The sequence below is a fragment of the Acetobacter suratthaniensis genome (assembly GCF_017377745.1).
GTDB classification, from domain to species: domain Bacteria; phylum Pseudomonadota; class Alphaproteobacteria; order Acetobacterales; family Acetobacteraceae; genus Acetobacter; species Acetobacter suratthaniensis.
This window is the reverse complement of the sequence record NZ_JAFVMG010000019.1, coordinates 1-22,146: the sequence shown is the minus strand read 5'-3', so window position 1 is coordinate 22,146 and position 22,146 is coordinate 1. Positions and strand designations below refer to the sequence as shown.

16 protein-coding genes and 4 pseudogenes are annotated in these 22,146 nt (G+C 54.1%); 4 read left to right on the top strand and 16 right to left on the bottom strand.

The genetic code is table 11. From position 1 onward, the window contains the following. Positions 1 to 277 (top strand): LA2681 family HEPN domain-containing protein (locus tag J2D75_RS13010; protein WP_243428757.1); only part of this gene is annotated, 277 nt, incomplete at its 5' end. Positions 278 to 528: 251 nt separating this feature from the next. Beyond that, on the top strand, positions 529 to 1,905 hold the full coding sequence (locus tag J2D75_RS13005; protein ID WP_207855245.1) for a transposase: 1,377 nt from the start codon (positions 529 to 531) through the stop codon (positions 1,903 to 1,905). Positions 1,906 to 2,064: 159 nt separating this feature from the next. Here the strand turns inward: J2D75_RS13005 and J2D75_RS13000 are convergent. The 6 genes and pseudogenes from J2D75_RS13000 to J2D75_RS12975 form a co-directional block, all read right to left on the bottom strand. Then, a pseudogene (locus tag J2D75_RS13000) lies at positions 2,065 to 2,448 on the bottom strand (hypothetical protein). Further along, positions 2,420 to 2,773 carry an RNase A-like domain-containing protein gene (locus J2D75_RS12995; RefSeq protein WP_207855244.1) on the bottom strand — a complete coding sequence of 118 codons (354 nt, stop codon included), beginning with the start codon at positions 2,771 to 2,773 and terminating at the stop codon, positions 2,420 to 2,422. The pseudogene J2D75_RS13000 and the gene J2D75_RS12995 overlap by 29 nt, the downstream one beginning before the upstream one ends. Positions 2,774 to 2,784: 11 nt before the next feature. Next, positions 2,785 to 2,991, bottom strand: a pseudogene (locus J2D75_RS12990) (IS5/IS1182 family transposase); the annotation flags it as partial. 84 nt (positions 2,992 to 3,075) lie between these two features. Further along, positions 3,076 to 4,326: an SLC13 family permease gene (locus J2D75_RS12985; RefSeq protein WP_207855243.1), complete on the bottom strand. Its 1,251-nt coding sequence runs from the start codon at positions 4,324 to 4,326 to the stop codon at positions 3,076 to 3,078. Positions 4,327 to 4,392: 66 nt separating this feature from the next. After that, complete coding sequence (locus tag J2D75_RS12980) at positions 4,393 to 5,229, bottom strand: polyphosphate kinase 2 family protein (RefSeq protein WP_207855242.1); 837 nt, start codon at positions 5,227 to 5,229, stop codon at positions 4,393 to 4,395. A 38-nt stretch (positions 5,230 to 5,267) separates the two neighbouring features. After that, positions 5,268 to 7,889, bottom strand: a complete 2,622-nt coding sequence (locus tag J2D75_RS12975; RefSeq protein WP_207855241.1) for a plasma-membrane proton-efflux P-type ATPase — start codon at positions 7,887 to 7,889, stop codon at positions 5,268 to 5,270. 299 nt (positions 7,890 to 8,188) lie between these two features. Here J2D75_RS12975 and J2D75_RS12970 point away from each other — a divergent pair. After that, positions 8,189 to 8,547: pseudogene (locus J2D75_RS12970) on the top strand (transposase); the annotation flags it as partial. A gap of 278 nt (positions 8,548 to 8,825) precedes the next feature. Here the strand turns inward: J2D75_RS12970 and J2D75_RS12965 are convergent. The 9 genes from J2D75_RS12965 to J2D75_RS12925 form a co-directional block, all read right to left on the bottom strand. Next, positions 8,826 to 10,337 (bottom strand): carboxylesterase/lipase family protein, encoded by a 1,512-nt coding sequence (locus tag J2D75_RS12965; RefSeq protein WP_243428756.1) that lies wholly within the window; start codon positions 10,335 to 10,337, stop codon positions 8,826 to 8,828. 3 nt (positions 10,338 to 10,340) lie between these two features. Continuing rightward, positions 10,341 to 11,135, bottom strand: coding sequence for an ABC transporter permease (locus J2D75_RS12960; protein ID WP_243428755.1), 795 nt, complete (start codon positions 11,133 to 11,135; stop codon positions 10,341 to 10,343). Beyond that, complete coding sequence (locus J2D75_RS12955) at positions 11,132 to 11,998, bottom strand: ABC transporter permease (RefSeq protein ID WP_207855240.1); 867 nt, start codon at positions 11,996 to 11,998, stop codon at positions 11,132 to 11,134. Before J2D75_RS12955 ends, J2D75_RS12960 begins: the two co-directional genes overlap by 4 nt. After that, positions 11,995 to 13,071 (bottom strand): ABC transporter ATP-binding protein, encoded by a 1,077-nt coding sequence (locus tag J2D75_RS12950; protein ID WP_265783070.1) that lies wholly within the window; start codon positions 13,069 to 13,071, stop codon positions 11,995 to 11,997. The genes J2D75_RS12955 and J2D75_RS12950 overlap by 4 nt, the downstream gene beginning before the upstream one ends. After that, positions 13,064 to 14,032 carry an extracellular solute-binding protein gene (locus J2D75_RS12945; protein ID WP_243428754.1) on the bottom strand — a complete coding sequence of 323 codons (969 nt, stop codon included), beginning with the start codon at positions 14,030 to 14,032 and terminating at the stop codon, positions 13,064 to 13,066. The genes J2D75_RS12950 and J2D75_RS12945 overlap by 8 nt, the downstream gene beginning before the upstream one ends. An 89-nt stretch (positions 14,033 to 14,121) precedes the next feature. Next, positions 14,122 to 15,126, bottom strand: a complete 1,005-nt coding sequence (locus J2D75_RS12940; RefSeq protein WP_207855238.1) for a membrane dipeptidase — start codon at positions 15,124 to 15,126, stop codon at positions 14,122 to 14,124. Further along, on the bottom strand, positions 15,123 to 16,580 hold the full coding sequence (locus J2D75_RS12935; RefSeq protein ID WP_243428753.1) for an NAD(P)-binding domain-containing protein: 1,458 nt from the start codon (positions 16,578 to 16,580) through the stop codon (positions 15,123 to 15,125). Before J2D75_RS12935 ends, J2D75_RS12940 begins: the two co-directional genes overlap by 4 nt. Then, positions 16,567 to 17,535 (bottom strand): LysR family transcriptional regulator, encoded by a 969-nt coding sequence (locus J2D75_RS12930; RefSeq protein WP_279381470.1) that lies wholly within the window; start codon positions 17,533 to 17,535, stop codon positions 16,567 to 16,569. The genes J2D75_RS12935 and J2D75_RS12930 overlap by 14 nt, the downstream gene beginning before the upstream one ends. 15 nt (positions 17,536 to 17,550) lie before the next feature. Further along, positions 17,551 to 19,947 carry a TonB-dependent receptor gene (locus tag J2D75_RS12925; RefSeq protein WP_207855236.1) on the bottom strand — a complete coding sequence of 799 codons (2,397 nt, stop codon included), beginning with the start codon at positions 19,945 to 19,947 and terminating at the stop codon, positions 17,551 to 17,553. A gap of 480 nt (positions 19,948 to 20,427) precedes the next feature. On the opposite strand from J2D75_RS12925, the gene J2D75_RS12920 reads away from it, so the two are divergent. After that, on the top strand, positions 20,428 to 21,081 hold the full coding sequence (locus tag J2D75_RS12920) for a 2-hydroxychromene-2-carboxylate isomerase (RefSeq protein ID WP_207855235.1): 654 nt from the start codon (positions 20,428 to 20,430) through the stop codon (positions 21,079 to 21,081). A 360-nt stretch (positions 21,082 to 21,441) separates the two neighbouring features. Here the strand turns inward: J2D75_RS12920 and J2D75_RS14700 are convergent. Further along, positions 21,442 to 21,683, bottom strand: a pseudogene (locus J2D75_RS14700) (transposase); the annotation flags it as partial. Positions 21,684 to 22,146 lie beyond the last annotated feature (463 nt).

The window sequence follows — 22,146 nt, the reverse complement described above, 5'->3', positions numbered from 1 at the left end:
CCTAGGACTTTATTGGCTTTCAAAGGAACTGTTTGACGATCAACTCAAGCAGATAACGTCCGCAGATGCCCGAGAACTCCATGCGATCCGCAACGCTCTTGAACACACTTATCTGCGTGTAAGCATGGGTTGGGCCAAGCCGTTCACGATCGGACCCTCCAACACCAGTAGTTTCGGGATTGCCATTGGGAGCGACGAGCTGGAATCGAAGGCGATCCGGGTAATGCAGATTGCGCGATCGGCCTTATTTCATGTGTCATTCGCGATTAGGCAGTAAGAGCGCAAGAAATTTCATGATAATCCAGAGTCTATGGTTGGATCAATGCCACTTTACTGGTTCGAAGATCAGTGGAAGCGTCGTGATCCGAATTAAAAAGCTCCCCAGTCAATTCTGATCTGATTGAATGGCAAGGTAATTTAAATTGTGATCCAGAAGCTGACATTCTGCTTCCCCCCGATAGTGTTGAAAAAGTCGCGCTTGCTTTGAGAGTGAAGCACTGATTCACTCTTCGCAGGAGGAACCTGCAAATGATGGGTGATCGAACGAAAATACAGGAGGCACTGTTCTACGAGTTCCGTCTTGAAGATCATGTGCCAGCTGGCCACCTTTTGCGTTCAATTGATCGCTTTGTCGATCTGGATGGCCTGCGTGAGCATCTTCGCCCATTTTACAGCGGCACGGGGCGGCCTTCGATCGATCCCGAACTGATCATCAGGATGTTAATCGTTGGCTACGTGATGGGTATTCGATCCGAGCGAAGGCTATGTGAAGAAGTCCATCTTAACCTGGCCTACCGATGGTTCTGTGGCCTTGGTCTCGACGGCCCTGTGCCTGATCATTCGACATTCTCGAAAAACCGGCACGGACGCTTTCGGGAAAGTGATCTGCTTCGCCAGATGTTCGAAATGACCGTCCGGCAGTGCATCGTCGAGGGGCTGGTAGGCAGTGAAGGCTTTGCGATCGATGCCAGCACGATCAAGGCCGATGCTAACCGGCAGCGTAGTGTTCCGAGCCCGGATAAGTTGCCAATCGAGGCAGCCCATCGTGCTGTGCGGGAGTATTTCTCGGTGCTGGACGATGCTGCATTTGGGTCTGCTACGCCCGTACAACCAAAATATATCTCTCCGGTCGATCCTGCTGCACGTTGGAACGCTGCAAGCGGTGGCCTTGCTTATTATGCCTACTGCACAAATTACCTCATCGACCTTAAATCGGCTGTCATCATGGATGTAGAAACCACGACTGCCATTCGGCAGGCCGAGGTTACGGCGCAACGCAGAATGATAGAGCATACGCAGGAAACGTTTGGAATTTGGCCCGAAAGGCTTGCTGCGGATACAGCTTATGGATCCGCTGAAAATCTTGCGTGGCTGGTTCATGAGCGTGGCATCGAACCTCACATTCCGGTCTTCGACAAATCTGCCCGGCAGGACGGGACTTTCGAACGCCGAGATTTCACATATGACCACGTGCACGATTTTTACGTCTGTCCTGGTGGACAGGAACTGAAGCAGCAGTGGCGCAAGATCAACTCGGATCGACCAAACACCTCTCCCGACAACCTACTTCGATACCGTTCGTCGAAACTGGCGTGCGACGTATGCACTCTCAAACAAAAATGCTGCCCCAATCAGCCCAATCGTAAGGTTCTGCGCTCTGTTCATGAAGGTGCTCGTGATCTGGCCCGCGACATTGCCTTAACCGACGCCTATATTGTCTCCAGACGAGAACGAAAGAAGGTCGAAATGCTGTTTGCTCACCTCAAGCGCATTTTGAAGATCGATCGGTTGAGGCTCAGAGGGCCAAACGGTGCCCGTGATGAGTTCCATCTCGCCGCAACTGCCCAAAATCTCCGCAAAATGGCGAAACTGATACCTGCCGGAGCGCCTGCCTTATCCACATGAGGCAAGAAAGCTGCACTTATGTCGAAGTGGCTTGGCAACACTTTCACTCTTCACCATGAGTTTTTCAACACTATCGGGGGGGAGCGGAAAGTCTGCTTCTGGAACATCAACACATGAAAGCAGACATTCTGTATTTTGGTGTTGGTAAATGCCTCTCTCCTACACGTTGGGGTCAATCTCTCTTCCTGCCTGCACTTCGGGGTCGTTTTCAAAGGCATGTAGAACAGCTGCCCAGAATGCCCGCAGGTTAGAAAAACTGCCTCAATTCGGTGGTTCCTCAGGGGCAACGGTTGGAATTATGCCAAGGACAGCCTCACTGATGCACTCGATATCTGCATCACTGCCAGCTAATAAAGTTCTTAATTCGCTAATTGTTTGCCATTTGAATGACAAAACCCGCGTTTGTGGTTCATCCTGTATAACTTCACGTAACGTATCGCCAAAGGTATCGGCATCTTCGCCGAATGCGCCGCAGCCGAGGTCAGCCAGACGAGGAAACAGGTCGAGAATATCATTAGTGGTATAGTTTAACAGTTTGGACATAGTAAATCATTCCATTGTGTTCTTTTTTGATAATTGTCACGCGGATACGTCGAGCAGTTTTGCGCAAACGATCACTGTTTTTGATAATGACAGCTCCGCTGCTCGAGATATATCCTTCAACCTCTGTCTTGGTTCCGATTCTGGCCTTCGTGAGCCACTCATCAATCTTGGAGGCGTTATCCCTGAGTACTTTGTGAATAGCACGTCGTGGGTTCGAAGAACCGTTGATTGAAGACCTTTCTGCCTGATTTTGGGCTCGCAGGCTGGTATTGAAGGCTCTGGATGTGATTTTCGTTCTGCGTTTTGAGCAGAGAGAGGTTTGCATGCTCTGGATTGCTACGCGGCGGCGTTAATCCGCTCCAGGAGGAGAAGGCGGCGGATATTATAGACGATATTGGCCAGCCCGATCCTCATGGTGGCTCGAGCGATGCCTACAGTCCGGACGAACAGCCCCGTCTGTGATTTCTGATCGGCAAAGATATGCTCGACACGCGACCGGATAACGGATTTTCCGGCGTTGGATCTCTGGATATGCCGGGGCAGTTCACTTTCAATCACGTCCGCTTGGGTCAGGTGTTCACGAAACAACCAGAGTTTTTTTCGAGTCTTCCAGATTAAACTGAAGTCTCAGGCATGGTGCTGGATCAACATGATCCAGACAGCGGCCATCACGATACACACGATTGAGACTGGGGCTCCCACACGTGCAAAGGCACCAAACGAGATTTTAACACCATGTCTCGCGGCCTGTTCGACAACGATAATCCCAGCCAGACTACCAAAAACAATCAGATTGCTGAAAAAGCCGGTACCCAACGCTAGTGCTGCTCCCAGCATATCGGCATGACTGCCAGTATCCAGAAAAGGCACCAGCAGCATAACAGTCGGGTTGTTGCCGATGATGTTGCTGAGTATCGAACTGGCAAACAGAAGGGACAGCGGATCATTCAGATTGATGCCCCATGCCCGCATGTCATGCAGCAGGTGTTGTGGCAGATCCGTGCTGGTCATGGCGGCGTTGACCACAAACAGACCGGCAATTAGCAGCAGTAGGTTGCCGTCCACCTGCTTGAGCACATCGCTGGAGGCAATTTTACGATTGATCAGCAAAAAGCTGGCTGCTGTCAGGGCAACCAGTTCGCGCGGCCATGCATCCAGCACAAAGGCGATGACAACGGCAATGGTGACAAAGGTTGCCTTGCAGGTTTCCACCACATCAAATTGCGTAGGGGGAGGGGCTGCCGGAGCAGGGGTGGTTGTGGCGGGGGCGGCAGGGAGTGTCCAGTGGCCACGGTACATCCATGCAATAATGCCCCACACGATGACCAGTGACAACAGGGCAGGCAACCCGGCGACGGACAGAAAGCCCATAAAGGAAATGCCCAGTTCCTGTGCGGCAATCATGTTCTGCGGGCTGCCAATTAATGTTCCGGCAGAGCCCGTGTTGGCGGCAAAACAGAAGGCCAACAAAAAGGGTACAGGATTAAGGCCCCGCGCTAGGGTAATGGAAATAAGCAGCGGGGTCATGGCCACAACCACGACATCGTTGGTCAGAATGGATGATAAAAACGCCCCGACAACAACCAGAACCCCCAGCAGGGCCACAGGCCCGACCGACAGTGTTGCCACGCGCTGGGCTGTCCAGGCATAAAAACCGGACTCAGCAAAGGCACCGGATACGACCATAAGCCCGAACAGCATGCCAATGGTGCGGTAATCTATAGCCATCCAGGCGGCTTTGGCGCTTATACTGCCTGCGGCCATCATAGCCAGAGCACCGACAATGGCTGCCCCTGTGCGATCGACCTTGAAGCCGGGCAGCTTGCCAAGGCCCATGGTGATGTAAACCATCAGGAAAAAGAAAAGGGTTGTATCCATGGGTCTCGCCAAACGGTGTTGTGGTTAAAAAAGGCGGGTGTGATAGCCCGCCCTCGACCGCGCCTTTTATACAGGGTCCGTCTTGGCGCTGTGATATTGCTGACGGATTTTTTCAAGGTCAACCATCGGTGCTGGCAGATGCATGTTCATATCTTCCAGCGTTTTTCTGATGATGTTTGAAACAGCCAGATTACGGAACCATTTGTGGTTGGAAGGAATGACATACCAGGGGGCATCCTTGGTGGAGCATTTTTTCAGCATGTCCTCAAAAGCTTCAAGATACTGATCCCACAGGGCTCGTTCCTTATAGTCGGACTCACTGATTTTCCACTGTCGGGCCGGGTCATCCAACCGCTGGCGGAAGCGTTCAAGCTGCTCCTCGGGGGAAATGTAGAGGAAGAATTTCAGGACGGTCACGTTATGGTCTTTCAACATTTTCTCATAATCGTTGATCAGGTCATAACGTTTTGACCATACTTTCTTCGGTACAAGGTCGTGCACGCGCACGACCAGCACATCCTCGTAGTGCGAGCGGTTGAAAACACCGATCTGCCCAAGCCCCGGCGTGTGGGGGTGGATACGCCACAGGAAGTCATGCAGTTTTTCTTCTTCCGTGGGCTGTTTAAAGCCATGAACATACGTGCCCTGTGGGTTCATGGCCTGCATAACATGCCAGCAGATGCCATCCTTGCCTGCAGCATCTATCCCTTGCAGAACAATCAGCAGGGCATGTTTTTTCTCGCCGTAGAGTTTCTGCTGGAGTTCGCCGAGGTGAATTCTGTTCTTGGCGGTTTCCTGCTCTGCTTCAGTGGAGGACTTGCATGTGCCGGTTGAGGCCGCATCAAGGTGCTTCAGTTTGATACGGCTGCCGGGTTTGACAACCAGAGAATTGCGAAGGTCCATGAGTTTTTCCTTTGTCGGCAATCAGAAGTATCAGGCTGTCAGCTCTGGGCGATGGGGCGTGTCAGGGCGGTACTGTTTTTCTCACGCCGGGTCATGGCTGCGTTGTAGAGCAGTTTCACACCGTCCATGACCACCATCCATACCAGCGCATAGGCCCAGACCATGCCAATCAGCGGCCAGGACAGGGCAGGAACCAGGATGCCGTAGGCACACAGCAGCACAGCCACAATCTGCGTGCCAAGTACCGCCAGCAGCAGTGGCAGGCTGGGGAAGGGGGGGCGGAACAGGGTTGTGCGGGTGCGTACCACAAACAGTAGCAGGTGGCCCCCGGCGGCAAGCTGTAGGAACAGCATGGTTTGCAGGTGGTGCGGGTTGAGGGGAATAATCTGTATAAGGTCTGGGCTATGCATCCAGTAAATGCCCAGCAGGATGAGCCCGAAGCTCTGCGCCAGAGCAGCAAGCCCCATGATGGAGGAGAAGGAGATAATCCGGTGCATGTTCCAGCGTACCGGTGTAGCTGCGGTGCGTACGTTGTCGTACGCAATGGTCATGATCGGGATGTCATCCAGCAGGGCCAGCACCACAATCATGATGGCGGTTAAGGGTTGGAAGCCAAACACAAGGTAGGACAGAACCACCACGAACATGATGTCGATCGTCATGGCGATACGATAATACACGTAGGAGGTAATCCGCTCGAAAATGGCGCGGGCTTCGGTAATGGCGTTAACAATGGTGGACAGGCCCGGAGCGGTCAGCACCAAAGCTGCCGCCGAGCGCGCTGCATCGGTCGCCCCGCTGACAGCAACGCCGCAATCAGCCTGTTTAAGGGCGGGGGCGTCATTCACACCATCGCCTGTCATGGCGACGATATGGCCGAGTTCCTGAAGGGCTTTGACAATTTCAAACTTATGCTCGGGGAACACACGGCCAAACCCGTCGGAGGCTTCCACCGCGCGGGCAGTATCAAGCGGAATGTGGTTGGGGTCGGTGTTTTTGGTAAAGATATCGCTGGCTTTACGCAGGTGTTCACCCAAGCCGAGCTGATGGGCAATTTCCGAGCCAATGGCCACATCGTCCCCGGTCACCATCTTGACCGACAGGCCCAGTTTGGTGGCTTCAGCAATGGTCTGCTTGGCGTCCGGGCGGGGTGGGTCTAGCAGGGCCAGCAGGCCCAGCAATGTCCATGTCTTGCCGCTATCGGCTGACTTGGCCACACCAAGAGCACGGGTGCCATGGCTGGCCAGTTCATCCACCTTGCCAAAAAATGCAGTGGCTTCGTCAGTATGATGGGGGCCGGAGGCATATTCCCCCATGCCACAGAGTGTCGCAATAACCTGCGGAGCGCCCTTGGCAAAGCGCAGTTCCTGCCCGTTGGCAGCTTGCACAATACCAACGGTTTTTTTGTTCACAGGGTCAAAGGGCACAAAGTCGAGCGGCTTGTAGCTGTCCAGCATCGTGGTGTTTGGCAGGGCTTTCAGTACGGCAATATCAATGGCATCCGTGCTTTGCTTCTGGGTTGCCAGAGCTGCGCCCGTTACCAGATCATCTGCCGTGGTGGTGCCAAAGGGAATGGGAGCCTGCAGGGTCAGCTTGTTCTGGGTAAGCGTGCCTGTTTTGTCGGAGCACAGGATATCGACGCCAGCCAGTTCCTCAATTGCAGACAGGCGCGAGACAATGGCTTTCTGGCGTGATAGCGCCAAAGCCCCCAGCGCCATGGTGACGGACATGACAGCAGGCATGGCAACCGGGACAGAGGCCACCAGTAGAACAAGCACGAACTGGGCAATGGCCCCGGCTTCGCTCCAATGCCAGCCAGCGCCGGACGCCAGATCACGCCAGAGCTGCGCGCCAATCAGCACCACGGCCAGGGCAGCCGCAAGAATGATCAGGAAGTCACCAATACGCAGAACGGCCTGCTCGGCATGGGACTTGCTGCCAGCAGAGGCAACCAGCCTGGCTGTACGACCGAAGAAAGTATTATTGCCCGTAGCGACAACAAGCCCGGTCATGGAGCCTTGGCGTGCGATGGAGCCAGAGTAGGCACCATCCCCAATACGTTTGGAAACAGGCAGGGATTCTCCTGTCAAAGCAGCCTGATCCACCGAAAGATATTTGCCAGAAACCAGCAGCAGATCCGCAGGAACAATCTCCCCTGCTGCAACGGTGACGACATCACCCGCAACAAGGGTTGCGGCATCCACCGACACCCAGTGGCCATCACGGCAGACAGAGGCTTTGAGGGCTAGCCCTTTCTTTAGCGCTGCCAAAGCGTTGGCGGCCTTGTTGTCCTGCCAGAAGCCTACAGCTGCATTGTAGAGCAACAGCCCGGAAATAACGATAAAGTCTGGCCAGTCCTGCCGTAGGAAGGAAATGAGCGCAGCCAGTTCAATCATCCAAGGGATTGGCCCCCAGAAATATCCCAGTAGTTTTTTCCACCGGCTTTCTTCATGGGCCTGGATGGCATTGGGGCCGTCGTGCGCAAGGCGGGCTTTGGCGTCGGCTGAGGTCAGTCCTGAGGGGGAGCTTTTTAGATCAGCAATTTTTTTTTCTATCGCGGCACTGTCTAGCGTTGTGGAGGTTGCTTTTGCTGGTGCGGTGTTGGCCGCGGGGGGCGAAGTAGCGGCAGAAGCCGCCGGTGCGACAGGGGAAGCTGGCATTATGCACTCCGTTCTGGGCACGAAAAACCGAAATCCGTGCTAAAAATGGCTTTCGCGTTCATAAGTTTTAAATAAATTGAAAGTATTACTTAAGAAATTGAACGCGTCTTCAGCATGAAAAGAGATGGAAGTGCTGGAAGTTCCCTGAATATTTAATGTGTGTAAAATACTGTGACCGTTACCCCACACATGACCAGAGGTAGCTGGAGGGCTCGAAAACCCCCTCTGGTTTCGAGACCCGCTCTATGATTCCATATCTTCTGCTTTGATCGGAGGGGTAGATGATGAAGTAGCCCGGTTTGTTTGACGTTGAGGAGCGGTTGTCCCGGTTGAGTGATCCGGGTGATCAACTTGAAGTGTTTTCCCGGACTGTGGATTTTGAAGTCTTCCGCCCTGATCTGGAGCAGGCTGTGGCCTATTCAGACGGTAGCAAGGTGGTCGTCCCTCGTTTGATCCGGTGCTGATGTTCAAAATCCTGGTGACCCAGACGTTGAACAATCTGTCCGATGAACGGACGGAGTATCTGATCAACGACCGTCTGCCCCAGACAGGCGCGATCGAGAGACTGTTTGACCGGTTTGACGCGACCCTGCGTAACACTGGTTATCTGCCGATGTCGGGCCAGATATTGGATGCCACACGCGTGGCCGCGCCAAAGCACGCAATCCAGCGCATGAAATCGTCACTCTGCTCAAAACGCAGAGCGCAAATGACTACCCAAAACACTCAATGCCAGCCGACGCCCCCAAAAATCAGACAGAGAAATCTGTAACTCATTGTTCTTCGAACGCTCCAGATCGCCGAAGTTCACACTCGGATGGCCGTCCTCGATCGCGTCATAGCACCTGGGACACCACTCACATACGCGGTCGTGTAATAAAAAACATAAAAGCGTTCAGCACGACCAATCAGTAAATTGTGCAACAAAGCCAGCTTTCAGGAGTGCCAGAGTAACTCTCTTGCAAAGAAAGGGTCTTCTATATTACGGGTTGCACCGTTTGAAATCGAAAGGACTGTTGGCTTTGAAGGGCTGTAAGATAACCAATGTGGGTTGCGCTGCAGGACTGGCCAGGTATCGGCAATAAAGCTACGCCATATTTCATGCACCTGTCGGGCAGAAATTGGGTCCAACCCGTGATAGCGCTGGGGAAGATCCTGAACATCTAGGCCTTGTCGCCACCAGACTTCTGCCAGTTCAGCTCCGTGCGCGGCGCCTGTTTCATCAGGCAGAATGTCTCCGTACAGATATTTGTAGACGGGCTGCGTCTGGCTGAGCAAAGACGCATAGTGTGTTGTGGGGTTTTGGAATACCAGATCGCCTGCGATGGCACGCCACAGGCCTATGGGGCTGTGATGGGGTAATGCCTGTCGGTAGCGTTCGACTATGGTTTTCCCACGTGTTCCTAGAGGCCGCACACGGGGGTCTAGCAAAGTGGGTAGATCATGATGGGTCAGGTTCGGGTGCATACGCGAATGCGTAAGATATTCAGCCGATGTCGTTCCGATCATGACCGGCACGGGTGCTACGCTCCCTTGTGCGGCTGCCTGCTCGGGGTGGCATGGTAGGGTATGCGGGTCGATAACCGGCTGGAAGGGAATACCAACGACCGTGACTGAGCCATCGCGCAGCCAGTTATGGTTGTTATAGGATTCATCGCATATCTGCTTTTGGGCATTCAGGATATGCGTGATGTCTACCGTCTCCAACTCGGAGGCCGTGATTCCTAACCGGGACAGAAACCGTTCTGTTGTTCGTTGGGCGCAATGCTTGGGCAGCACGGCGGGTGTCGCGCCGGATTGTATCAGGGCGCGGGAAAAAAGCCCCTGCGCTTCGGGCATGGCCATCAGGGTCGCTACGGCAAAGCCACCAGCTGACCGGCCTGCAAGCGTGATACGGGCAGGATCGCCCCCGAAACTGGTTATGTTGTCGCGGACCCACTGTAATGCACGGATAATATCGAGCAGTCCGCGATTGTCCGGTGCATCGTCCAGATGCAGAAATCCCAAAGCCCCTAATCGGTAATTCAGTGTAACTTCTACAATTCCGCTAGCTGCGAAAGCGCCGCTCTGCAGAACTGCCTCGTTTGCTGAGCCGACCGCATATCCCCCCCCATGCACCCACACCAGCACAGGCGCTTTGCCATGAGGGGTTGGCGTGCGGATGTTTAGTGTGAGGCAGTCTTCTCCCGCGTTCAGTGCGGATGTAGCGCCATGCCCCACAGGCCCATAGGTAGGAACCTGGGGGCAGACAGGCCCATGCGTGAAGGCTGGGCGAATACCCTCCCACGCATCCGGTTCCTGCGGTTTGGCAAAACGCCTGCCAGGGCGCAAGGAGCCAGCATAGGGAACGCCTAGAAAAGTATGAATGCTGTTGACTACACGGCCTTCCAGTCTGCCATATTGCGTGCGCACATACGTTGCATTTGACATATGTCTAGAATCGCTCATGTTCTATCCTGTCAGAGCACGACGGATGTTTATGCCGCGCTCGATTATGACCACCGGGATCATGCTGGCCAGTACGACCAGAACAGACAGGGCCGCAACCTGTGGATCTGTCTTGAACTGGATATAGTGGTAGATTGCAAGCGGTAGAGTGGTGGCTCGGTGCCCTGCGATGAACAGAACGATAACCGCCTCGTCAAACGAAAATAGAAAGGCGATCAGCCCGGCGGCAACCAGTGTCGTGCGTAATCCGGGCAGTGTTACACGCCAGAATGCCTGCCATGGTGTGGCGCCATGCAGGCGTGCGGCTTCCTCGCATGCAGGATCTAGGTTTTTCAGGCCGGATAGAACTATGCGGACGACATAGGGCAGCGTAATGCCTACGTGCGCGATAACCAGACCACTGAGGGTATCCAGTAGGCCAAGCGGTTGCAATGTCATCATCAGCCCGACTGCGAGTACGATGTGGGGCACCACCATGGGGGAAAAAAACATGGCCTGTATGGCAGTCCGTCCGGGAAAAGCCTTGTCAGCCAGAGCAAAGGCAGCCCCGGTACCCACAGCAAGCGATACCGCCGCCGCAGCCCCCCCGACGAGAATGCTAAACAGCCCCGCATGCAGGAATGCAGTATTGTGTAGAACCGCAGTGTAAGACCCTAAAGACAGGTGCTCGGGCGGGAAACGCAGGTAGGGTCTGGTGTCAAACGAGACAACCAGCACGACCACGAGTGGGGCCAGTAGAAATGCGTAAAGGGCGGCAATCAGCCCCCTCCAGCACAGCAGGCCGAGAGAGCGTTTCAAAACTGTTCTTCCATACGACTGAGAATGCGCTGGTAGACGGAAATGACTCCCCCGAACAGAAGTAGCAGCAAAATGGAGAGTGCTCCGGCTATCTGCCAGTTCAGGCTGACTGTTGTTTCGTTGAAAATTTCAGTGGCTAGCACAAATACCCGTCCTCCTCCCATGAGCTGAGGAGTGACAAGGGAGCTGACAGCAAGCACAAAAACCAGCAATGCAGCAGTCATCAATCCGGGCAGAAGCAGAGGCAGGATGACGCGCCGGAACACCTGCAATGGCGTTGCTCCAAGTAATGCCGCGGCCTGTTCGATTTCTATATTCAACCGCCCCAGATTGCTCAGGATTGAGATAATGGCATAAGGCATCAGAATTTCGGTCAGTGCGATAACCGTTGCCAGCGTGCCGTTATCAAGCCTGACAGGCATTGTCAGTAGTCCAGACCACAGCAGCATGTCGTTAATCATGCCATGTCGTCCTAGAATGACCATCCACCCATAGGTACGAATAACAGTGGATGTCAGCAGTGGTGCTATTGCCAGGGCGGCCAGAACTCCACGCCAGCGCGTTGTCGTGCGGGCGAGAAAGAGCGCGATGGGAAAAGCCATGGGCACAGCAAGGGCCGCCGTCAGGATCCCAAGCCATACAGTTTTCCAAAGCACCCACCAGTAGAACCCATCACCAAGCACGTGTTGGTAGGCTTGTAGCGTAAAGCCGGGAAGGCTCACACCGTCTCCGCTTCTGGGCAGAACCGATACCCGGCCCAGCCATATGAGCGGTAGTATGAAGGTTACAGCCAGTGCCAGCAGGCCCGGTGCAAGCAGGAGCCCGCGTAACCAGCGGGGATGCGCCTGCATGCTCTCGCTCATGTTCCGTCCTCCCACACAAACCGCGTGTCCCTTGGCAACCATGAAAGAGGTATGTCCTGTCCGATGCTTATCCCGGCGGGCAGGGGGGCCGGTTGTTCTACGCACAAACGCTGCTGGCCAGCCTGTGTGGTGATAATGTAGCGATCTCCTGCATAGACAATATCCTCCACTCTTGCGGTGCATGAGTAGGCACCGGCCTGAGGTGCGCCAAGGTGGATATGGTGTGGGCGTACAAACAAGGTGCCCGTGCCATTCCATGGCCTGATATTGTCTGGAAGGGGCATGCGGCCCAAACCGTCAACATCAGCACAGAGAGGGGCGAAGTAGCGTGCGGACAGAAAATTACCGCGTCCGATAAAAGATGCGACAAAACGGCAGGAAGGGCGGTCGTAAATCTCGACAGGTGTGCCGATCTGGCGGATATGACCGCCAGACATGACGGCTACGACATCTGCGATCGAAAGTGCTTCTTCCTGATCGTGGGTGACGAATACCGAGGTAATGCCAAGACGGCGTTGCAGGGTGCGGATTTCATCGCGCATGATGCCCCGCAGCTTGATATCCAGATTAGCCAGAGGCTCGTCCAGCAAGAGAATGTCAGGCTCGATGGCGAGGGCGCGGGCCAGAGCGACACGCTGCCTTTGCCCGCCTGAAAGATCGGAAACCCGCCTGTGTTCCAATCCGCCCAGATGCATGAGGTCTATCATGTCGCCTACGCGCCTGCGGCGGGCAGTATCGCTCAGGCCCCGCACCTCCAGCCCGAAGGCGATATTGCGTACAACATTTAAATGAGGAAACAGAGCATAGGACTGAAACACCATGCCCATGTTGCGTTTGTGCAGCGGAACGCCGACCATGGAACGGCCACCGATCAGAACCAGTCCTGAGTCCGGTATTGTCAGGCCGGCGAGCATCCGTAGCAATGTGGTCTTGCCACAGCCCGATGGCCCCAGCAGTGTGAGCATGCGCCCGCGTTCCAGCATAAGTGTGGCGTCCGCTACTGCGGGCACTGCAGAACCGGGATAGGTTTTGCGCAGGTTCCTGATGCTCAGGTAGGATGCAGCATCAACCACTGATGACCTCCCGCTGGATACGACGTACCCATTCACTGTAATGTGCGCTGACAAAACGCCAGTCGAGTTGCATGGCTTTGGCCGCGACGTCTGGCGGGCCGGATATAGCCAGTTTCAGGGCATCCGGTAGTATGACCTGAGAGTTCACCGGGCCATAATATGCCTTGGCTGCAAAGGCCGCCTGAACGTCCGCTGAAAGAGCATGGTCGATAAACGCCTGTGCCAGATCGCCCGCAGGGGCCCGTGCTGTCAGGTTGAGTGTATTGATCTGTGCTACACTGCCTTCGCGCGGGATTACTGCGGAGAGAGTGCCCGGATTGGCCTGGGCGATCATGCGCCCCCGTCCGTTCCAGCCGACACCTAGCGCCACGGTTCCTGCCAGCAAAAGAGTATAGAGATCAGGCTGAGCATTCCATGTCGCGACAAGAGGGGCGAACCGGCGCATGAGCGCTAGACCGGGTTCTATGTTCTGTCGGTAATCTCCTCCTTGCATACGTGTCAGCAATGGCAGGAGCACAACACCTCTTGTGTCTTCCACGGGTAGGCAGATCTGATCCGCCAAATCTGGGTTTGCCAGATCAAGCCAGCTTTGCGGTGGTGTTTTCAGCCCCCGCGTATCGTATAAAAGGGCCAGACTATCGGTGGAAAACGCAACGCCTCGCATACCCTCAGGCTGCGCCCATTTGGGCAGAACAGCAAGGTTCGGTATGGCTGCCGGAGCCAATGGAGCCAGAAGATTTTCAGCCGTCGCCAGAAAAGAGATTGAAATATCGGTAATGGCCACATCAATCTGCGGCGCTTGACGTTCCAGCCGCAGCATAGCCAGCATCTGGGCGGAATTCATGGCCGGTCTGTAAACGACCCGGACATCCGGCCGCTTGCGTTCGAACGTCTCCATAACAACCGAGCGGAAAATACTCTGAAATGGCCCTGCAAAACCAGCGACCGTCAATACGGTCATGTTTTCTGCGCGAGCACCTGCGGCAAGCGTGATGCCTGCCGCAGAGCCCCCAAGTAGAAAGCCGCGTCGGTTTAGGAGCCGCTGCGTGGTCATGTTTCTGCCGACCATGTTGCGCGGAAAACACGGAGCCAGTTTTCGCCAAGAATTTTTGTAATTCGTGTTTCCGACCAGCCGCGGCGGAGCATGGCTGGAACAAGGTTGGGTGTTTCGGTGATTGTTGCGATACCGAGCGGTTTGCGGATAACGGTCTGGGCAAAGTTGGTCAGTTGCCGGGCGTAACCCTTGTCGCGGTTTGCCCATACCTGCCACGGGCCAGGCCGGGGATGTCCCGTACTGAAATCCGTCCCGATAGCAACATGGTTTTCCCCAACAATGTCTAGAACATAGGCCATGGCGTCCAGATAATCTTCTATCGTGGCATCGTTGCCAGCCTTCAGGCCGGGGGCGAACAGGCTGAGACCGATCACACCGCCCGTGGCTGCGCATGCCTTGAACAGGTCATCAGGTTTGTTGCGTTTGACATCGTGCAGGGCACGGGGCAGCACGTGGGAAATGCAAACCGGCTTACGCGAGTGTTCAATGACCTCGGCTGCTGTCAGGTCGCCTACGTGACTAAGGTCGCATAACACGCCCTGGCGATTCATTTCGGCAATGACTTCACGCCCGAAACCAGTCAGTCCGCTGTCGCGCAGTTCCAGATATCCGGCACCAGAATAGTTCTGGGTGTTATAGGTCAACTGCATGATGTTGACGCCAAGCAGCTTGAACAGGCGGATATAATCCAGCCTGTCTTCCAGCGGAGACGTATTCTGCCAGCCAATACTGATACCCGTCCGGCCGGTGTGTTTGGCCGTTTCAATATCGTCCACAGTGCGGATCGGCATGATCAGGTCTGCATTGTCCGCGAAAAGCTGCTCCCATGTGCGGATATACGCCATGCCTTCGCTGAAATTTTCCCACAGGAGGGACGCTGCATTGACCATTGTCAGGCCAGCGGCGCGCATTTCCTCAAAAACAGGTCGGCTCCACGCGCAGGTTTGCAGGCCATCTATCACCAGGCTATTGCGGTAAAGCGTTTGAGCGTCGTGTGTCATGGGGTTGTCTCTTTTGTGTGGGCGGTTTTTACAACCTGTTCTGGTGACCATTCGTCTCCCATCAGTTCAGAACGACTATAATTCTCGAACTGCTGCAGAATGGATTTTGCATCGTCCCGCAATAGGGATGAGACAATGCCACGAGCCAGACGCTGGGCAGCTTCGGTCAATCCGGGAGCGCCGCTTGTCAGCTTACCGTGGCTCAGTGTTGCGTCAAAACTGAAGGCATAAACACGGGAAAGCTCGTTAGCATGTTCGGGGTTTTTAGCCCTGAATGAAAAGTCGTCAGCGAGGTCGGGCAGGGCAGCAAGCCCTGCACATTCTTCTCCCGCTGCGGGAGTAAAACTGTCCTGCCACAGACGCACCAGCGGAGCAAGGCGGCGCAGTTCAGGCCGTTTGTCTAATGCGCAAGCAAAGCCGGTTGCAAAAATAAGGTAATCCAGTTCCACCTCATCATGGGGGGTGCGTACGGTCAGCCCATCGCTATTCTCGCGTGCATCCACAATCGGGCTATCCAGATGCATATAAGCATTGGCATGCCGGAAGACACGCAGAACACTGTCACGTGGGGCCGGAACAGGAAACTCATAACCAGAACGCATGATTTTCCATTTTATTTCGTCCGGCAGGGTTACGTACCCCACAATCAGCCCTTCGTGACTAATGCCACTGAACTTGTCGATATCGGGCAGGCTCGCCCGCCTGACAAACAGATCAACCCTGCTCGCCCCAGATTCCAGCGCAGTTGCTGCGTTGTCCATGGCGGAGGCTCCAGCTCCTACCACGCCGACCCGCTTGCCCCGTAGCGCTTGAAAATCCACCCTGTCAGACGAGTGCGCATAAAACTGGCGTGAAATTTTGTCGGTTACCGGCGGCAGAGCGGGTTGGCCCAGCCCGTCAATTCCGGTGGCGATCACGACACGGCGTGCGGTCAGCGGTGCAGCATGTCCCATGATCGAGACTGCGAGCAGTCCATTGTCGCAAAAGGCTATGTCCGTCACGTTTGTCTGATTACGCACTGGCAATTCCAGAACCTTGCGGTACCAGCAAAGATACGCCATCCACATTGGTGTTGGAATTTTATCCAGTTCGTTCCAGGCATCGGCGCCATATTGCGCATCGAACCACGCGCGGAATGTCAGGGCAGGCACACCGAGCGCAGGCCCCACGGCGGTTTTAGGGGTTCGGAGGGTGGGCATGCGGGCGTAATTCAACCACGGCCCTTCGCGCCCTTGTTCAGCGCGGTCGAGGCAGAGCACGGATGTTACGCCCTGAAACAGCAATGCCGCCGTGGCAGACAGCCCCAGCATGCCGCCACCAATGACAATCACATCGTAATCTGGCTTGTTTTCGTGGCTTGCTTGGGTAACCCATGAACGAGCAGGAAGATTCAGATCTTCCATTTCGCGTTTCAGTCGCTCCTCCAGTTTGGTCAGGCCATTACCGTGTGCCAAGAGCTTTGTCCTCCGCGCCTGCTCTGAACAGTCGCTTTTGAAGTTTTTCCAGATCTTCGGGCGGATGCCGGTGAAAGCCCGGGATCAAGTCTTCCGCAAGGCAGCTGATACTTTCTATCAGGCGCTCGACCTCGGTATTCAACGGTCTGAAAACTGGTGTCAGCACACTCCAGACCCAGGGTATGATTTCGGCCAGTGGTCGCACCACGGTGCCCTGCACGGGAATACCGTAAGCTGTAACCGGCTCGACCAGAGCAATACCTAGATTTTCCCGTGCGGCTAAAACTGCCGTCAGGGATGTGTTGGTTTCAAACTTGGCATGGGTGCTGATACCGCTGGCTTTCAGCGCCACGTCAACCACGCCCCGGAGGCGGAAAGGGTTGGCAACGGTCAGTATTTGCCGGTTAGAGAGGTGTTTGAGCGAGATTACGGCGTTTTCCGCCAGCGGGTCATGCTCTGACAGAACCGCCACACACGGTGCCTCTCCAATCCAGTGCAGGTGTACGTTTTCATGCTCCAGGGGGAGCGTAACCAAACCGAGATCAATCCCGCCATCAGCTACGGCATGGCATACGCTTTCCGATGTCATGGCTGTCAGGGTGGTTGTGCTCTCATCACTCATGCGGGCTATTGCTCGCGGCACGATGCCGCCTGCAAGGGCTGGCGTGGCTCCGACATTAATCCGTTTACGGCCTATGCCGCTCGCAATTTCGCGCACTTTGTCTTCGATGGAGCGTAGGCCGATAAACGAACGGCGAACTTCCTCGTAAAGCAGCATGGCATCTTCCGATGCGCGGAGCCGTGTGCCGGAGCGCTGGAACAGGGTCAGACCTGTAGCCTGTTCCAGTTCCAGTATGAGGCGGCTTACAGCGGACTGTGTTCGCCCCAGATATTTTGCAGCTCCTGTCATGCTGCCAATAGATATGACAGCATGGAATGCCTCAATTTGCCGCATTGTTATCATGAAAAATCAAAAGCCTGTGCTAATTCCAACGACAGTCGCAAAACCACCGCCAAGGTAATAGGTGGGTGAACTCCCAGCTATTGATGTACCATAGATGCCTCGGGTTGTCTTGGCATTGGTCTTTGCTGAGTAAATACCTGAAAGGTAGTTACTGTCTCCAATATTGATCAGATTGACCATAATCTGCGGACTATGTAGGAAACCGAAGGACTTCATGCGGTAACCCAGAGTGGCGTTGGCAGTCTTGTAGGCAGGAATGCTTTCGTCGTTCATGAATGTCGAATACTGGGAATCGACGTAGTTGAAATAGAGATTTCCGAAAAACTGTCCGTCATCGTAAGATATGCCGATCGATGCCGTGAACTTCGGGCTCATGATCGCTGTCTTACCTTTTGTCGGCAGATAATCGTTCCCGACTGCGAGATTGTTGTCGAGAGTGGCATGCAGATACTGCCCTGACACATAAGGGCTGAAATGATGCCACGGCCGTAACGCGACTTCAGCCTGAGCACCACGTGTTGTCTGTCCGCCTGCGTTGATGAAGTTGGTGGTCAAGGCTCCATCGACGTAAACTGAACTGGAAACCTGACGGTTCGTGAAATTATAGTTAAACAGACCGACGGAAACGTTAACCAGCCCGGTATGCCTGAATCCCAACTCCTCGCTGATTGCGTATTCATTTTTCAGGTCTGTGCGGCCACGGGTGGAAAGCTTGCCGGTAGACATGTTGAACGCATCGTAATAGGGCACGTCGGACGCAGGTGCATGAAAACCGGTGGATGCGTTGAAGAACACCGTATCCTGTGGCGTGATTTTGTAACTGACAGACATGCGCGGCAAGGGCGTAGCTGTGTTGGTAGACCAGCTATACGTGGCTCCGGGAATATTGTTCGTGCCGGATCGGGACATCAGGACTTCCTTGAAGCCAGCCGTAATATCAAGACGGTGGTCAAGCAGGGAGAGTGTATCTTCGATATAAAAACCGTTGACCTGTTGCATCAGGTGGAAATTTTTTGTCGCCAGCACAGCGCCAGACTGGGTGCGGATAGTATCATCCATAATGTTGCCGCTACTGCTGACTGGGGCATAATCGTACAGGGAGTTCTTGTTCAGGTTGCCATACCAGTAGCCAACACGCAGGGTATTGATACCCGTGTGCAATGCAAGATTACCCGTGAAACCCGTATTATAGCTGTTAGAGCCAGCGATGGCCGCAACGGCAGCCTTGCCGTTGTAAACTGTCGGAAAATCAATCGTTCCGGCAGATTCATTGCCATAATAGATCTTGCCTGGGGTGAGCGTTGTAGCACTGGGAACTGAACCGCTCATCCACTGATAATATGGGGTGACATCGGCGCTCAGGTTGTTGGTCAGCCGGAAATGTGTTGGCGCGCTGATCATGACCGATGTGCGGTCGTACTGGAACTGCCGGTAATAATCCGTGGAGCCGGGGGTGTACTGGCCTGCGTAATTATACGAGCGACCGTATCGCTGCCACTGCGACAGAGAAAGGTAGCGTGTGGGAGATTCATCCACAGTGTTCCATGTAAACACGGCGGCTGTATGACTTCCTTCACCCCAGCTCTTAGTCAGTTTGGCATCCACATGATAGCGACGGTTCGTGCCGGGACCACGCCAGTTGTCGTTTTGGGTATAAGACCCAGAGACAAACGCATAAACGCCCGAGCGCCCGAGTTCGCCCGTGTCAAAACGCAGGAAATCCTTATTCGTGGCATGCGTGCCACCGCTCAATTCCAGAAAGCCACCGCGCCTTTTTGATGGATTCCGAAGCTGTGCCGAAATCTGCCCGCCGACCGCACTATAGGATGGGGTTGCGATATCACTGCTGCCCTGCGTCAGATCAATACGGGAGATGTTTTCTGTATCGGCCCACTCAGCAGTATCGGCAATGCCATAAATTGGATCGCCTGCGGGCATACCTTCAAAAACCAGACCGAGTTCGCTGACATCCATCCCGCGGACGCTGATACCGGCATGATCTGATAGACCCAAAGGATCGGCACTACCGACAACGGCCCCAGGTGACATCTGAAGAAGGCTTAGTGCATTGGATGTCTGCGCTTGTTTGGCAATATAATCCCGCGTTACGCCGCTTTGCAGGCGCGGTGCGGTCTGTATGGGCAAAAGGCCACCGCCCGGCGTGGTATTGCTGACACCATTCGGCGCACGGCTGCTTGATACGACAAGCAGTTCCTCTCGGCGGGCGTTAACCGACTTGGAATGTGCGTTTCCGGCATCTGGTGCCGTGCGAGCTGCCGGATGGCTGATTTTGTCTGTTCCGGATTTTTTCGTGGGGGCCGTGGTCGCCAGCGCTACCGAGCTTACGCAGGTAAGGGCGAACGCTACCGGTATGAAATTCACTTTCGCGGTAACAAAGACCATGGCAGGGGCTCCACAAAACACATTCACTGACAGTGAATTCATAAAACAACAATTTACCGTAGTCATACGTATATGATGTTTACGAATGACATAGCAACATAAATTCAATAACCTCATGAAATGGGGGCTAGTATGTCGCGAAACCCGATTGAGAATCAAAAAAGAGATAGGTCTATTTTTTAAATAAATTAAGGAATAACAAATTGTTATGGGATTTTAATACTAAAATAAATCGTGGAAATGTGTTGCAATGAATCTATATTCCAAAATTATTTTGTATGAAAATTAGGCACTATAAGGCCTTGCGAAACCATGACCCGAACGCTTTAGAGCAAATGATTCGAACGCAAGAAGGACGGCAGCAGATGAATATAGGAACGTTTTTTCGTTGCGGGCGGAGGGGTGGCAGAAAGTGGTCATGCCCGCAAAGGTTTGCTCAACAACTCAACAATGCTTCCCGTAATGATAAGGATATCAATCATGAACAGAACCGGTAAACAGCCTGTGGTAGAGGCATTTTATGGCATCTCTTCCCCGTGGGCATATTTGGGCTTTCCCAGATTAAGACAGATTGTCGCCCAAGAGGGGGCTCGTCTCATTCTGCGGCCTATCCGTATTATTCAGGCCAATGGGGGTATTCCTCTTCGTACGAGGCCTGTTGCGCGTCAGGAATATCATCGTGTGGAATTGCGTCGGTGGCGTGATTTCCTGAACCTGCCCCTGAACCTGGACCCGAAGTTTTATCCGTGCCGCACCATAGAGCCCGCTGCACGTCTGGTTATTGCGGCTGATCAGCAAGGTTTGAATGGAGCCGCGCTTTCCTGGGGAATTCAGTCAGCATTGTGGGCGCAGGACCGCGATATAGCAGACCCTGAAACACTGAGTACCCTAGTGGAGGAAACAACGGGTGCGGATGGAAAAAGCCTTATAGCAACCTCAGATACGCCCGAAGTTATGGCAGCATGGCAGAGTAACCTTGAAGACGCTGAACATCTGGGTGTTTTTGGTACGCCAACTTACGTCTTTGATAATGAACTGTTCTGGGGACAGGATCGTTTGGACTTTTTACAACGTAAATTACAAAGCATGAAATTGCGTAGTCATTCAGATATGGAAATAGAAAAGACTATTTAAAACGTGTTTCAAAACTATGTTTTGAATGAACGGATTCCTATAAGTGAGCATGCATTGTGATGAATGTGAGATAGATGTTGGCCCCTCGTTCGTAGCAGGCGGGGAGGCGTCTGAAACCTGCGATCTGATGAATGCGCGTTCGACAATAAATAGGGAGAGTGACCATAATGCGGGAGAGGCGCGCAGGCAGGGGGCCGGGTAGGGTTGGAATAGGCCTGACCCGGTTGGGTTTGTTCCCATTCCGCTGACGGTGTCCTGACGTAACCGGAAATGTGAGCGGTTATCACTTTATAAGGTGGAATGCAGGATCGCGGCGGGTAAGTGCGACAACCTGCAAACATAGCGCACAAGCGCATGACGAAGTGTAAAGCCACGTTTGGCTTTGGGTGATTTGACGAGCTCAAGGGCGATGCCGTCAGCCCGCGCTGCCCCGGCCAGCTTCTTGCCTGTGTAGCCCTGATCGACATAGGCCAGTTCGCGCTTTTCGTCTGTCACCTCCTGAATGGCGGTGACGAGATGTCCGACTTGGCGCGATTATCCCAGTTGGCTGGTGTGACGTGCAAGGCCAGTAGATGGCCAAACGTGTCCATGGCCATATGCAGCATGCCCTGCAGGTCAGGCACCAATGCTTCGAAGCCTCCATCCGGTGGTGTGATTGCTTATAGACCACGGATCAGGGAGGCAGGCCGTTCAGCATAACGCACCAGACTATCCCGTGGCCGATCACGTAACGCAACCTGTTGAACAGTTCGGGCGAATCATGTCGCTACGGTGCCTCGCCCTCTCGCAGCAGGGCAGCCAACGACCCTTCTTCGTCTGATGCGTCAGAGGAACACGGCTTCCGAACTCGCGTCATTCAGTATTACTGAACCGCTCACGCATTAAAGTGCATAACATTCTCTAGGCGGATTTAAGAATTCTACATGTCGAAAAAACACATATCGTAAATATGAGGAGATCGAAGAGCTGTTATGGCCAGAATGAAGGTATAATTTCTTTCATCAGCGGCTCTTTGAAACATCCACACTACGGCGTGTCGTCAGTTAAGCAGGATGATGATTGAGG

What these genes read in the sequence shown, in the direction of transcription:
- J2D75_RS12980 (WP_207855242.1), bottom strand. Translation starts at nt 5,229, where the DNA reads ATGGACCTTCGCAATTCTCTGGTTGTCAAACCCGGCAGCCGTATCAAA.
- J2D75_RS12995 (WP_207855244.1), bottom strand. Translation starts at nt 2,773, where the DNA reads ATGCAAACCTCTCTCTGCTCAAAACGCAGAACGAAAATCACATCCAGA.
- J2D75_RS13005 (WP_207855245.1), top strand. Translation starts at nt 529, where the DNA reads ATGATGGGTGATCGAACGAAAATACAGGAGGCACTGTTCTACGAGTTC.
- J2D75_RS12940 (WP_207855238.1), bottom strand. Translation starts at nt 15,126, where the DNA reads ATGACACACGACGCTCAAACGCTTTACCGCAATAGCCTGGTGATAGAT.
- J2D75_RS12965 (WP_243428756.1), bottom strand. Translation starts at nt 10,337, where the DNA reads ATGAGCGATTCTAGACATATGTCAAATGCAACGTATGTGCGCACGCAA.
- J2D75_RS12920 (WP_207855235.1), top strand. Translation starts at nt 20,428, where the DNA reads ATGAACAGAACCGGTAAACAGCCTGTGGTAGAGGCATTTTATGGCATC.
- J2D75_RS12945 (WP_243428754.1), bottom strand. Translation starts at nt 14,032, where the DNA reads ATGACCGTATTGACGGTCGCTGGTTTTGCAGGGCCATTTCAGAGTATT.
- J2D75_RS12955 (WP_207855240.1), bottom strand. Translation starts at nt 11,998, where the DNA reads ATGAGCGAGAGCATGCAGGCGCATCCCCGCTGGTTACGCGGGCTCCTG.
- J2D75_RS12975 (WP_207855241.1), bottom strand. Translation starts at nt 7,889, where the DNA reads ATGCCAGCTTCCCCTGTCGCACCGGCGGCTTCTGCCGCTACTTCGCCC.
- J2D75_RS12925 (WP_207855236.1), bottom strand. Translation starts at nt 19,947, where the DNA reads ATGGTCTTTGTTACCGCGAAAGTGAATTTCATACCGGTAGCGTTCGCC.
- J2D75_RS12985 (WP_207855243.1), bottom strand. Translation starts at nt 4,326, where the DNA reads ATGGATACAACCCTTTTCTTTTTCCTGATGGTTTACATCACCATGGGC.
- J2D75_RS12930 (WP_279381470.1), bottom strand. Translation starts at nt 17,535, where the DNA reads ATGCGGCAAATTGAGGCATTCCATGCTGTCATATCTATTGGCAGCATG.